The organism is Pseudoalteromonas sp. SW0106-04, from assembly GCF_001293805.1.
Lineage (GTDB): Bacteria > Pseudomonadota > Gammaproteobacteria > Enterobacterales > Alteromonadaceae > Pseudoalteromonas > Pseudoalteromonas ruthenica.
The window spans coordinates 50,048-62,808 of sequence record NZ_BCAI01000005.1; the positions used below are offsets into that span (position 1 = coordinate 50,048).

Here is a 12,761-nt window from a genome sequence, read left to right on the forward strand (position 1 = left end):
TTAACTTATCGACAACAGGCTGCGAGCAGTGGTACTAACGGCTAGATTGGCGCACGATAAGCTGCGGTGGCAAAATGCTATTCGCTAAGTCGACTTCTTGCTCACCGATCAGGCAGAGTAAGTTAGCCACCAACATTTGTCCGGCCAAAGTGGTATTTTGTTGGACGGTAGACAGCGGCGGCGTACAGAAGCGCGCCACAGCTAAGTCATCGAAACCAACGACAGAGACATCATGAGGGACCCGAAGTCCCGCCTCTTGCAAAGCACGAATAGCGCCTATGGCGATTAAGTCGCTAGCACCGAATAAAGCGTTGAAGGTTATGTTGTTGGCCAGTAAGGATTTGGTCGCTTGATACCCCGATTCTTCGGTAGAAATAGCGGTGGCCATTTTACGCTCGCTTACATGTTTGCCGTTATCTTGTAAGCGCTGCTCGAAGCCCTTAAAGCGAGCGCTAAATTCGGGACTGTGGTGTGACGCATCTCCAATAAACGCACAATCAGTGCGACCCAATTCAATAAAGTGCTCTGCCACTAAGCGCCCCCCATACTGGTTATCACAGCTTACCGTGAGCTCTGGACGGCCATCCACATTAGCGCCCCAGCAAACGAACTTAGTATTGGTATCTAATAAGCGGGCAAATTTGGCTTGGTAGTCAATGTAATCGCCGTAGCCAAGCAAAATAATGCCATCGGCACGATGACTTTCAGCGTAATCGGCGTGCCAGTCATTACTGCTGGATTGAAAAGACACCAACAGGTCATAGCCTTCTTTGGCGCAAGCGCGGGTAATAGATCCCAGCATGGATAAAAAGAAAGGGTTAATTTGCGACTCGTCTGAAGTTGGGTCTTCAAACAAGAGTACCGCCAAAGTCGAGCTTTGTTGTGCTCGTAAATTACTGGCGTTTTTGTCCACCTTGTAATTTAGCTTGCGCGCGACTTCAACCACTTTACGCCGTGTCTCCTCATTGACCAATGGGCTCCCTCTTAGGGCACGGGAAACCGTGGACTGAGAAACCCCAGCATAGTGGGCAATGTCGAAAGAGGTGGCTTTACCTTTCATGTATTTCCTCATAGAGCGCTCGCAATAGTCCACGACAATACAGCCAAGTACCATTAAAGAGAAGCGAAGTGTCTGCAAAAAACGGGCATTTTGCTACATTTTTGCCGCAAACTGAAAATTTTTATTGATTCATAGCTGACACCGGTGTCATAATGTCGGCGTTTTATCATTTTGTTGTCACAAAACGGTTTGGCTGCCCGCTGCCCGGGCAGCACTTTTTTCAGTAGCGCGAAAAAAGTACAGCTAACATAAAGTTAATAAGTTTATACCAGTTAAGTCAATGGTGAAGAAAAGCGCGGCCTACACACCCACACCATGACGCTGGATAAATAACAAGAGAATACATTATGAGTCCAGCGAGTACACAGGCAGAGAGCAAGGTGCCATTCGCACCCATTTTGGTCGCTGATATTGGCGGCACTAATGCGCGTTTTGCGCTGATCACCGACTACCTACCCAACGACAACGAGTTTGTCATTAGCCATCGCCATACCTTTCCTAGCAGCGATTTCAGCACCTTTGAAGATGCGATCAGTGAATACCTAGCGCAATTATCAGAAATCACCATAAGCCGTGCTTGCCTCGCCGTTGCAGGGCCAGTTAAGGGTGAAGAGGTCATGCTGACTAATCTCGGCTGGCACTTCAACGTCACCCAGCTAAAAGCGCGCTTCGACTTTAGTAATTTACAAGTTATCAATGACTTCGCAGCGTTTGCCTATGCCGCGCCTTATCTTAATGCCAGCGATAACATTGTTGTTAAACAAGGCCAAGCACAGGCACAGGCTAATATTGCTGTGTTTGGTCCCGGCACCGGTTTCGGCGCGGCTTGTTTGGTGCGCTCTCAAGGGAATCAAGCGGTGATGAGCTGTGAAGCAGGGCATATTAGTCTTGCACCGGTGACAGAGCTGGACCGACAACTCCATAACGTGCTGCGCGATGAGTTGCAGCATGTTTCTGTTGAGAATGTGTTTGCCGGCCCCGGCATAGCAAGGCTGTACCAGGCCATGGCTAAGGTTGAAGGGGCGCAGGTCAATGAACTCGATGCAGCGCAAATTGCTGCACTTGCACAAAGTGGCGAGTGTCATATTGCTACCAAAACACTGAATCACTTCTGTGACTGGATAGGCAGTGTGGCTGGTGATATCGCCTTGAGCTTTGGCGCTCTGGGCGGTGTGTATATTGGCGGTGGTATTTTGCCGCGCATGCACGAGCGCTTGCTTAATAGTCGCTTTAACGAGCGTTTTATCGCCAAAGGCATGATGTCACAGTACAATAGTCAAATTCCGGTGACCTTGGTGTGCCAAGAAAATATTCCTTTTATTGGCGCTGCGGCGTGTATCCACCAAGGGCAGAGTAAGGACTAAGTTGCGCGGATTATGAAAAAGATAACAATTAATAGTGTTGCCAGTTACGCCGGCGTATCCAAAAAAACTGTGTCGCGGGTATTAAATAACGAGCCTAATGTCAGTGATGCGACCCGAGAAAAGGTGCTTAAAGCCTTTAAAGAGCTGGATTATACGCCGAATCCTATTGCCCGGGGTCTAGCGCGCAATCGCAGCTTTATTATTGGTTGTCTTTACGATAATCCGTCAAAAAGTTATATCACGCGTTTGCAAAGCGGTGCTCTGGCAGCGTGCCATGAGCATGGATTTAATTTGTTGATCCATCCTTGTGAGTTGCGCGCAGAGGCGTTACTTGAAAATATAGAACAGCTGCTGCAAACCTCGCGTCTAGATGGCTTAGTATTGACGCCGCCATTTTCAGATCATGCCGAGTTGGTGGCATTTTTGCGTAAAAAAGGCGTGCCATTTGCCCGTGTCGCCTCGGTGAAACTTGATGACGACTCTATTTCTGTGCGCAGTAATGACGAGCAGGGCGCTTTTGAGATCACCGAGCTATTGATTAATATGGGGCACAAAGATATCGCCTTTATCAAAGGTCACCCCGATCACAGTGCTACCGAGCAGCGCTTTAATGGTTATCGACGAGCGCTCAAGCAACACGGTATTGAATATCAAGAACGGTTAGTGGAAGAGGGTAACTTCTCCTACCATTCTGGTGCCGACAGTGCACGCACCATTTTACATTTAAACCCTCGACCTACGGCGGTTTTTGCCTCGAACGATTACATGGCCGCTGCGGCGCTCAAGTTAGCAACGCAAATGAACTTGAAAGTACCGGATGATATTTCCATTGCGGGTTTCGATAACGCGCCGATAGCCCGTCATATTTGGCCCGGTTTGACGACCATCGCACAACCGGTTGAGGAAATGACGCGTCTTGCGGTTGACCACCTGATAGAACAAATCAATCATGCCACCGATGAGCAGCAAGAAGGCGAGCAACGTCAACCTCTGCAGCTGACCCTCGAAGCAGAATTGATCACCCGTGAGTCTACGGCGGCACCAAAAGCCTAAACAGCACCCAAATCCCAATTGCAACTGGCCCATATTCAGCTCGCTGATATGGGCCTTTTTGTGATCTAACCGACTATACTTTGAGTCACATTACACCCTGACTAGCGCTGTTATTTTTTCGTTTTTATTTGGTAAATAACTCGCAACATAGAAATTTTAAACTAAATTTATAGACAGGGTTGACACCGGTGTCAAAGGTGTGAGTTAATAACCCTGACACCGGTGTCAGCTTGGTTGTGAGAGACGAGTTGGCAGCGTACCTTTGAACGGGTAAATCAAAGCTGCTCAGTACTTCATTGCCTTGGAGTCGGTATTGAAGTACTGAGCCTTTTATCCACCAACGGCAAGAAGAGCAGAATTATGTTGCATCCGCGTATTAAAGAAGTCACCGAACGAGTTATAGAGCGCAGCAAGGCGACACGCCAAGCGTATCTAGCTCGTATGAACGAAGCCAAATCTCAAGAGCGCGTTCGAGCCGGTATCGGGTGTGGCAATTTGGCCCACGTGATGGCCGCCTGTAGCAGCGACGATAAAGCCCGCTTAAGTGGCGACGAAAAACCAAACCTCGCTGTCATTAACGCCTACAATGACATGCTTTCCGCGCATGTACCTTATAAAGAATACCCTGACCTTATTAAACAAGTAGCGAAAAAGTTTGATGCCACTGCTCAAGTCGCTGGTGGCGTACCTGCGATGTGTGATGGTGTGACCCAAGGCCGTGATGGCATGGACCTATCGTTATTCTCCCGTGATGTTATTGCTATGTCCACGGCAGTGGCATTGTCTCATGATGTATTTGATGGTGTGTTTTGCCTCGGGGTGTGCGACAAAATAGTCCCAGGCCTAGTGATTGGCGCTTTATCATTCGGTCATTTACCGGTTTACTTTTTACCAGCGGGGCCCATGCCTTCAGGCATTCCAAATAAAGAAAAAGCCCGTATTCGTCAAAAATTCGCGCAAGGATTAGTGAGTCGTGAAGAGCTCCTTAAGGCCGAGAGCGAGTCTTACCATAGCGCCGGTACATGTACCTTCTATGGCACCGCAAACTCCAACCAAATGCTAATGGAAATCATGGGCTTACATTTACCTGGGAGCTCCTTCATTAATCCTTATACAGAGTTACGCGATGGTCTCACTGCCAATGCGGTAGAAACCATGCTTAAGCAATTAGTAGAGAGTAAAGACGCAGTGCCCATGGCTGAGGTGATGAGCGAGAAAACCATCATTAACGGTCTAGTTGGTCTACTGGCGACGGGTGGCTCAACCAATCACGCCATTCACCTTGTGGCTATTGCCAAGGCGGCAGGGGTGGAACTGACGTGGAAAGACATGTCGGACCTATCTGAAATCGTGCCGCTGTTGACGCGCATTTACCCCAACGGCCATGCCGATGTAAACCATTTCCAAGCCGCAGGCGGCATGGGCTTTTTAATGAAGCAACTACGCGACAAAGGCCTATTGCATAACGATGTAAAAACCATTCTCGGAGAAGGGCTCGACCCTTACACCACAGAGCCTCGCTTAGATAAAGACAGCAACCTGATCGTTTCTGACGCCAGTGGCCCAAGTAAAGTGAAATGGGTGCCATGCCCTGACAATTCTCATGATGAGGATGTGTTACGTCCAGCGGACAATCCTTTCCATCGTAGCGGGGGTTTACAGCTACTAAGCGGTAATTTAGGTAAAGCAGTCATTAAAGTGTCTGCGGTACAAGAGCAGCACCAGGTAGTGAGTGCGCCAGCCAAGGTGTTCTCAGATCAGGCCGAGCTTCAAGCCGCCTTTGGGCGTGGTGAATTAAACCAAGACTTTATCGCGGTTATCAAAGAGCAAGGTCCAAAAGCCAAAGGTATGCCGGAATTACATAAGCTGACACCCGTTATGGCCAGCCTGCAAGACCAAGGTTATAAAGTGGCGATTGTCACTGACGGGCGCATGTCTGGTGCTTCAGGCAAAGTGCCTGCGGCGATTCACTTGGCGCCCGAGGCAGTTGAAGGTGGCCTAATCGCAAAAATTCGCGAAGGCGATTTAATTACCTTAGATGCGCCAAGCGGCGAGCTAAAAGTACACGTCAGCGATGAAGAGCTTGCCCAGCGTGAAGTGGAGCTGGTGCACACAGGGCCAACCTTTGGCACAGGTCGTGAGCTTTTCGCTGGTTTTAGAAATATTGTCAGCAGTGCAGATTTAGGCGCGAGCGCCTTTGCGCCAGCTTACGAACAACAATAATTGCGCTGGGAATGAGGACAAACTATGTCAATTGAACAGATTTTAACATCGGCACCGGTCGTGCCAGTGGTCGTTATCGACCGCTTAGAAGATGCCGAGCCGCTAGCGAAAGCTTTATACAACGGCGGTCTTAAAGCACTGGAGATCACCTTGCGTACACCCGTTGCTGCAGAAGCAGTGAAGGTGATGAAACAAGCCGTTCCTGATGCCTATGTAGGCACCGGTACGGTGATTGATAAAGCCACATTTGATGCCTCTATTGCAGCCGGAGCTGACTTTATGGTTAGCCCCGGTGTTAATGACCAACTGCTAGAGCTTGCTAGCCAGTGCGATACCCCTTTCTTGCCCGGAGCGGCCACGCCAAGCGAAGTAATGAGGCTCGCTGAGCGTGGCTTCTCTTTTTTGAAGTTTTTCCCTGCCCAGGCAGCAGGAGGCCCAGCGATGCTTAAGTCTATTGGTGGGCCATTACCTGGAGTGAAGTTTTGCCCTACAGGTGGCATTAGTTTAGATACCGCACCTCAGTATTTGGCCCTTAACAACGTAGTCTGTGTGGGCGGAACTTGGATGCTAGATAAAACACTTATTGAAAAACAGGACTGGCACGCAATTGAGCAGCTCGCACGTCAAGCCAGCCAACTGAAATAGTCGAGGGGAGAGTAAGATGATTAAAGTTGCTATTAACGGATATGGCCGTATTGGTCGCAACACTTTGCGTGCACTGTACGAGTCTGGTTTAAATACTGATATTCAAATTGTTGCCATTAATGACTTGGCGCCGGCGAACGTCAATGCACACCTAACACAGTTCGATTCCGTGCACGGCCAATTTTCGCAAAAAGTAACCTTGCAAGATGATGTGATGGTTATTGGCAGTGATGAAATTAAGCTGGTACAAGAGCGTGACCCAGCCAACTTGCCGTGGGCAGAGCTGGGCGTCGATATTGTCCTCGAGTGCACAGGCTTATTCACCAAACGTGAAGGCGCCGCTAAGCACATTGAGGCGGGTGCCAAGAAGGTGATTGTCTCAGCGCCAGGTACTGATATGGACGCCACCGTCGTTCATGGTGTTAACGATGATGTTCTCGATGCCAGCAGCACGATTATCTCTAATGCCTCTTGCACCACCAACTGTTTAGCACCGGTGGCCAAAGCACTCAACGACAGCATCGGTATAGAGCAAGGCAGCATGACGACGATTCATGCTTACACCAATGACCAAAACTTATCTGATGTATATCACCCCGACCTTTACCGTGCCCGTAGCGCCACGCAGTCGATGATCCCTACCAAAACTGGCGCTGCTAAGGCCGTTGGTTTGGTACTTCCAGAGCTGGCAGGCAAACTTGATGGCATGGCGGTACGCGTACCGACCATCAACGTGTCTTTGGTAGATTTGACCTTTGTTGCCAAACGCGACAGCAGTGCAAGCGAAGTCAATGAAATTGTCAAAGCCGCAGCCCAAGGTGCGATGAGCCAAGTGCTTGATTATAACGAGCTACCGCTGGTTTCTATCGATTTTAATCATAACCCTGCATCATCAGTGTTTGATTCAACGCAAACCAAGGTCGATGGTAAATTGGTTAAAGTAATGGCTTGGTATGACAACGAATGGGGATTCTCAAATCGGATGTTAGATCAAGTGAAAAACTTAGCACAGTTTTTATAGTTCCATTGTTGTTAAGTGAAGCCGCCTTGAGCGGCTTTTTTTATGCTTGGCATTTTGACTTGTAGTTGAAGCCAACTATGCTCTTAACTACGCCAACTCTATAAATCAATACATTGAAATTACAACGTTTTGCAACCTGGCTTTTGGGCTCAGCTGTGCTCATTATTGGCTCCTTAATTGCCGCCACAACTTATGTTTACTTCAGTTTGCACACCTTAACTGACGTGCAGCGTCAGGTGCAGCAATATCAGTCTTCTGTAGACCGATTAGTGATATTAAAAAACGAGCTGTTACTGAATCGCGACGAAGCCAGCGTGCAGGCACTGCATCGGCAAATAGACAGTCATATTGCCGCGCAATTAAGTAACCCTTTTAATGCCCAAACGCATGCCCAATCTGCACTTATCACTGAAACTCAGCAAGCCCTAGAGGAATACATCGCACACCTCAATACCTTGGTGAGTTTGTTAACGCGTATGGGACTCAATGAGGATAAAGGTCTACGCCAGCACTTTCGTGCCCAAGCACATAAACTGCAAGAGTTAGCCGAAGAGCAGAACAACGTCACACTTAATAACGAAGTATTAGAGCTAAGAAGGCGTGAAAAGGATTACTTAATGCGCTTTGATGACCAGTACCTGGCGCAGCATCGCCAGCATTATGACGCCATCCTCACCCTCATAGAGCGCCAGCAACTAGGCAATAGTGCGTCTCGTATACTTAAAAGTTATGGGCAAAACTTTGCAGAAGTGGTGGCGCTGTTTAACCGCATTGGTGTGCATGGTGATGAGGGGATAAGGCAGACGTTGAGGCAGCAGGAAAGCCGCATCGAGGACCTACTGCAGCGACTCGATATTCAATATACTCAAACGCAAATCGATGATGCGTTGCTTGCGATTACTGCTACCTTGGTGGTTGTGGTTCTTGTTGCCGTGGTGCTGTTAGCGTTCTTGCAGCTTTTGAGTATGCGCGTCAATGATTCACTCACGCGCTTACACCGACAAATCAGGCAAGTCATGGACGAAGAGGACTTCTCCTCACGCACAGGCTTGGATGGACGTGATGAAATAGGGCGGTTGGGTCAGGATATCGATCAACTCTTTGCCTTTATTGAAGAACTACTTGAACGCTTAGCGAACGCACAAAATAAGCTGGTCGAGGAGGCTAAGCTTGCCAGTTTAGGGAGTATGGTTAGTGGCTTTGCCCATGAACTTAATACGCCAATTGGCGTTGCCATTACTAGCCAGTCATTGTTGAAAGACCAATTTTCCTTACTGAAAACAGACTTCTCCTCCGGGAAGTTGAAAAAACATACTCTCAGCGCACTTATTGATAACGCCGAGCAATCATTAGCGCTGTTGGAAAATAACCTCAACCGCAGCGCTAGTTTGATTGATACATTTAAAATGATGGCGGCACAAAACCAGTATGACAAAGAAGGTCTATTTAATGTGCGCACTACTGTGAGCCATATCATGACTAGTTTGCAGTCTGAGTTTGATTCGGCTGTGGCTATCTACCACATTGATATTGATGAGCAGCTTGAGATAATTTCTTCACCCGCAGCGCTGACCCATATTATAACCTGCTGTGTGCGCAATAGCTTGATGCACGGTAAGACAAGCGGGCGCACGCTGGAAGTCGGTATCAGAGTGAAAGAGCAAAATGGCGCGTTGCACTTGTTTATAGAAGACAATGGGCCCGGCATTGAGGAGCCGTTATTGAACAAAGCATTTGAGCCTTTCATTACCACCAAGCGTCATGAAGGTGGCACAGGGTTGGGTTTGGCCATTGTCTACAACCTAGTCCGTAGTAATTTAGATGGCCAAATCACCTTGCACAACCTACCGCAACGAGGTCTAAGCGTGCATGTGACCTTCACGCCTAAGTCTATCCAGCGCGGATAGATCATATGTAAGTTTCCATATATATGTTATTGCATATATCCAACGTTAAGAGTAAGCTAGGTATATTCGATATTTCGTATATATAGTCTATGGCTGTACACTTTTTTAAAGCGCTCAGTGATGATACCCGTCTACAGACGTGTTTACTTATTGCCGAGCAAGAAGAGCTGTGTGTGTGTGAGTTGGTTTGCGCCTTGGCACTGAGCCAACCGAAAATATCTCGCCATTTGGCGCTGCTAAAAGAGGCGGGAGTATTGGCGACACGGCGAGACCGCCAATGGGTGTATTATCGTATTGACGACACCCAACCACAGTGGCGGCAGCAGGTTATAACCACCACGCTAAATAACCAAGCAGAATTAATAGAAGATGCACTGGCGCGATTACAGGCAATGGATAATCGCCCTTCGTGCTGCGATTAATGGAGAAAATCATGACATTGAAAGTAGGCATTAATGGCTTTGGCCGCATGGGCCGGTTGGTATTGCGCGCGGCCTATGACTGGCCGGAAATAGAATTTGTTCATATCAACGACCCTGCCGGTGATGCTGCTACACTCGCGCACTTATTGGAATTTGATTCGGTGCACGGACGTTGGCAATACCCAGTTAGCGCTGATGGTGAGGCTCTGTGCATCAATGAGCAGCGAATCCAATGCAGCGCCAATAAGGCCATTGCTGATACCGATTGGTCGCAGTGCGATATTGTTATCGAAGCATCCGGGAAAATGAAAAAAACTGAACTGCTGCGCCAGTATCTCACTCAAGGGGTGCGTAAAGTGGTGGTCACCGCTCCGGTTAAAGAGCAAGGTATCCTTAATGTGGTGATGGGCGTTAATGATGCGCTTTATTGCCCAGATAGCCATGATATTGTCACAGCGGCTTCATGCACCACTAACTGTCTCGCGCCGGTGGTTAAAGTGTTGCAAGATAAAATTGGTATTAAGCATGGCTCCATGACCACTATCCACGATATCACCAATACGCAAACGATTTTGGATGCCCCTCATAAGGACTTACGCCGAGCGCGCGCCTGCGGTATGAGCCTGATCCCAACCACTACTGGCTCGGCTACAGCCATCACCCATATCTTTCCTGAACTGAAGGGCAAGCTCAACGGTCACGCAGTGCGAGTGCCTTTGGCAAATGCGTCGATCACCGACTGCGTGTTTGAGCTTAACCGTGAAACCACTGAACAAGAGTTAAATACCTGGTTTAAAGAGGCTGCTCAGGGCGAGCTCAAGGGCATCTTAGGTTATGAAGAAAAGCCACTGGTATCCATAGACTATCGCACCGATCCGCGTTCAAGCATCGTCGATGCACTATCGACCATGGTGGTCAATGGCACCCAGGCGAAGCTTTACTTGTGGTATGACAACGAGTGGGGGTATGCCAATCGCACCGCCGAGCTGATGCGCAAAGTTGCCAATAGCCTGTAGGGATCCGCTATGAATACATCGCCAATTCAGCAGTATGGCGTGATCACCGCAAATTATTGGGCTTTTACGCTCAGTGATGGCGCCTTGCGCATGCTGGTGGTTCTGTACTTCTACCAGCTTGGTTATGCGCCCTTGGCCATTGCCATGCTGTTTTTGTTTTACGAGTTTTTTGGCGTGGTGACCAACCTTGTGGGAGGTTGGCTTGGGGCCCGTATCGGCCTCAATCGCACCATGCAAATAGGCATGGCATTGCAACTGATTGCTCTGGCCATGTTGTTAGTGGATAAAAGCTGGCTCAGTGTGCCTTGGGTGATGGCGGCGCAGGCACTCAGCGGCATAGCTAAAGATCTCAATAAAATGAGCGCGAAAAGTGCCATTAAAACCGTGGTCACTGACTCACAACAAGGGCGTTTGTACCGTTGGATAGCGCTACTTACCGGCTCTAAAAATGCCTTAAAAGGAGCGGGCTACTTTGCCGGTGGTGCGCTGCTGTCGTTACTCGGTTTTAGCGGTGCGGTAATTGCGTTAATGGTCTTGGTGGGTGCTGGCTTTATCCTCAGTGCATTGCTGCTCGGCGAGGATTTAGGCCGTAGTAAGTTTAAACCTAAATTTCGGCAATTGTTTTCTAAAAACGCGGCACTAAATCGCCTCGCAGCTGCGCGTATGTTGCTCTTTGCCTCTCGCGATGTCTGGTTTGTGGTGGCCTTACCAGTGTTTTTTATTAGCGAGCTAGGATGGCAACACACCGAGGTTGGCAGTTTTATGGCGCTGTGGATTATCGGCTACGGTGTAGTGCAAAGTATCGCGCCGCGCTTGAGCCGTCATGCCCGTGTGTCGGTGTTTCACCAAGCAACTGGATTTAGTGCATTGTTGACGCTAACAACGGCGCTATTAATAGCGGTGTGGTTGCTGTTTGCCACCAGCCAGAGTGTGCAAAATCTTGTCTTGGTGGTCGGGTTGTTGTGTTTTGGCGCGGTGTTTGCGGTTAACTCATCGCTGCATAGCTACCTGGTCGTCAAACTCGCAGACAGAGATGCGGTGTCTTTGGATGTGGGCTTTTATTATATGGCCAACGCCATGGGAAGGCTTATTGGCACCGTGTTATCGGGGTGGTTATACCAACAAAGCGGCCTACTGGCGTGTTTAGTCAGCGCGCTATTGATGCAAATAGCCACTTGGTGGGTGACCCGAAAGATAGCTTAAATACGCGGCCAAGCATTCGCTTGCGGCCGCGTTGATATATTTTTTGTGCTGTCTGCACGGCCGTTTTGTTTTGCTATCAGGGTCAACCGCACACACTCTTTTACATTTTTCGCCGAACTTTTTGTGCTCGCGCCCACCTAAGGCAAAAAGGAGTGAACCATGTCTCAACCAGCTAAACGTCGCCATTGGGCTGCGCAATTAATTAAGAACAACCGTGGATTTATCTGTTTTATTATCGGCATGTCGGTATTTCGCAGCGCTTTTGCCGATTGGTATACCGTGCCGACGGGCTCTATGCTGCCAACAATAGAAGTGGGTGACCGTATTACCGTAAATAAGATGGCCTATGATTTGCGCGTCCCTTTTAGTGATGTCTCGCTGTTACGAATGGGCGAGCCTGCGCGTGGCGATATTGTGGTGTTCGATTCCAAGGCCGCTGATAACAGACTCGTTAAGCGTGTTGTGGGAGTGCCAGGCGATATCATCGCCATGCACGATGAGGTGTTAATTATCAATGGCCAGGCGCAGCGTTATAAGGTGACAAAGGAGAACGCTAAGGCGTTATTTGCCACCGAGTTGCTCGGTGACCTCGCCCATGCCATTCGAATAGATAAAACCCGTGCCATGCATGCTGGTAACTTTGCGCCGATACTCATCCCCAGCGATCACTATTTAATGATGGGCGATAACCGCCGTAATAGTGCCGACTCTCGCTACTATGGCTTAGTGCCACGGGGAGAGTTAAAAGGGAAAGCTCATCATGTGGCTTTTTCTTTGGACTATGATCATTATTACCTGCCTAAGCGAGAGCGCTTTGGTGAATCCTTATACAGCTACAGTGAGTAAG

11 protein-coding genes are annotated in these 12,761 nt (G+C 48.8%); 10 read left to right on the forward strand and 1 reads right to left on the reverse strand.

The features are described from left to right. Window positions 1-34: 34 nt before the first annotated feature. The gene (locus W04_RS07645) at window positions 35-1,060 is read right to left on the reverse strand and encodes a LacI family DNA-binding transcriptional regulator (RefSeq protein ID WP_053910405.1); all 1,026 of its coding nucleotides are present in this window, start codon (window positions 1,058-1,060) and stop codon (window positions 35-37) included. A 347-nt stretch (window positions 1,061-1,407) separates the two neighbouring features. On the opposite strand from W04_RS07645, the gene glk reads away from it, so the two are divergent. From glk to lepB, 10 genes are all read left to right on the forward strand, one after another. After that, window positions 1,408-2,424 carry a glucokinase gene (glk, locus tag W04_RS07650; RefSeq protein ID WP_022945104.1) on the forward strand — a complete coding sequence of 339 codons (1,017 nt, stop codon included), beginning with the start codon at window positions 1,408-1,410 and terminating at the stop codon, window positions 2,422-2,424. A gap of 12 nt (window positions 2,425-2,436) precedes the next feature. Further along, window positions 2,437-3,477 (forward strand): LacI family DNA-binding transcriptional regulator, encoded by a 1,041-nt coding sequence (locus W04_RS07655; protein ID WP_022945105.1) that lies wholly within the window; start codon window positions 2,437-2,439, stop codon window positions 3,475-3,477. Between the two features lie 360 nt (window positions 3,478-3,837). After that, window positions 3,838-5,700, forward strand: coding sequence for a phosphogluconate dehydratase (gene edd, locus W04_RS07660; RefSeq protein WP_045978380.1), 1,863 nt, complete (start codon window positions 3,838-3,840; stop codon window positions 5,698-5,700). A gap of 24 nt (window positions 5,701-5,724) precedes the next feature. Then, the gene (locus W04_RS07665) at window positions 5,725-6,345 is read left to right on the forward strand and encodes a bifunctional 4-hydroxy-2-oxoglutarate aldolase/2-dehydro-3-deoxy-phosphogluconate aldolase (RefSeq protein ID WP_022945107.1); all 621 of its coding nucleotides are present in this window, start codon (window positions 5,725-5,727) and stop codon (window positions 6,343-6,345) included. A gap of 16 nt (window positions 6,346-6,361) precedes the next feature. Further along, the gene (gene gap, locus W04_RS07670; protein ID WP_053910406.1) at window positions 6,362-7,366 is read left to right on the forward strand and encodes a type I glyceraldehyde-3-phosphate dehydrogenase; all 1,005 of its coding nucleotides are present in this window, start codon (window positions 6,362-6,364) and stop codon (window positions 7,364-7,366) included. 113 nt (window positions 7,367-7,479) lie between these two features. Continuing rightward, window positions 7,480-9,273 carry a HAMP domain-containing sensor histidine kinase gene (locus tag W04_RS07675; protein ID WP_053910407.1) on the forward strand — a complete coding sequence of 598 codons (1,794 nt, stop codon included), beginning with the start codon at window positions 7,480-7,482 and terminating at the stop codon, window positions 9,271-9,273. 89 nt (window positions 9,274-9,362) lie between these two features. Further along, entirely contained in the window at window positions 9,363-9,695 is a 333-nt protein-coding gene (locus W04_RS07680) for a metalloregulator ArsR/SmtB family transcription factor (RefSeq protein WP_053910408.1), read from the forward strand. An 11-nt stretch (window positions 9,696-9,706) separates the two neighbouring features. After that, window positions 9,707-10,711: an ArsJ-associated glyceraldehyde-3-phosphate dehydrogenase gene (locus tag W04_RS07685; RefSeq protein ID WP_053910409.1), complete on the forward strand. Its 1,005-nt coding sequence runs from the start codon at window positions 9,707-9,709 to the stop codon at window positions 10,709-10,711. A 9-nt stretch (window positions 10,712-10,720) separates the two neighbouring features. Then, a complete protein-coding gene (gene arsJ / locus W04_RS07690; RefSeq protein WP_053910410.1) occupies window positions 10,721-11,914 on the forward strand; it encodes an organoarsenical effux MFS transporter ArsJ in 1,194 nt (397 codons plus the stop codon). A gap of 159 nt (window positions 11,915-12,073) precedes the next feature. Then, the gene (gene lepB, locus W04_RS07695; RefSeq protein ID WP_053910411.1) at window positions 12,074-12,760 is read left to right on the forward strand and encodes a signal peptidase I; all 687 of its coding nucleotides are present in this window, start codon (window positions 12,074-12,076) and stop codon (window positions 12,758-12,760) included. Window position 12,761: the final 1 nt, after the last annotated feature.

Excerpts from the sequence above, each read along its gene's own strand:
- W04_RS07645 (WP_053910405.1), bottom strand. The coding sequence starts at position 1,060 with ATGAAAGGTAAAGCCACCTCTTTCGACATTGCCCACTATGCTGGGGTT.
- W04_RS07655 (WP_022945105.1), top strand. The coding sequence starts at position 2,437 with ATGAAAAAGATAACAATTAATAGTGTTGCCAGTTACGCCGGCGTATCC.
- glk (WP_022945104.1), top strand. The coding sequence starts at position 1,408 with ATGAGTCCAGCGAGTACACAGGCAGAGAGCAAGGTGCCATTCGCACCC.
- edd (WP_045978380.1), top strand. The coding sequence starts at position 3,838 with ATGTTGCATCCGCGTATTAAAGAAGTCACCGAACGAGTTATAGAGCGC.
- W04_RS07685 (WP_053910409.1), top strand. The coding sequence starts at position 9,707 with ATGACATTGAAAGTAGGCATTAATGGCTTTGGCCGCATGGGCCGGTTG.
- arsJ (WP_053910410.1), top strand. The coding sequence starts at position 10,721 with ATGAATACATCGCCAATTCAGCAGTATGGCGTGATCACCGCAAATTAT.
- gap (WP_053910406.1), top strand. The coding sequence starts at position 6,362 with ATGATTAAAGTTGCTATTAACGGATATGGCCGTATTGGTCGCAACACT.
- W04_RS07665 (WP_022945107.1), top strand. The coding sequence starts at position 5,725 with ATGTCAATTGAACAGATTTTAACATCGGCACCGGTCGTGCCAGTGGTC.
- W04_RS07680 (WP_053910408.1), top strand. The coding sequence starts at position 9,363 with ATGGCTGTACACTTTTTTAAAGCGCTCAGTGATGATACCCGTCTACAG.
- lepB (WP_053910411.1), top strand. The coding sequence starts at position 12,074 with ATGTCTCAACCAGCTAAACGTCGCCATTGGGCTGCGCAATTAATTAAG.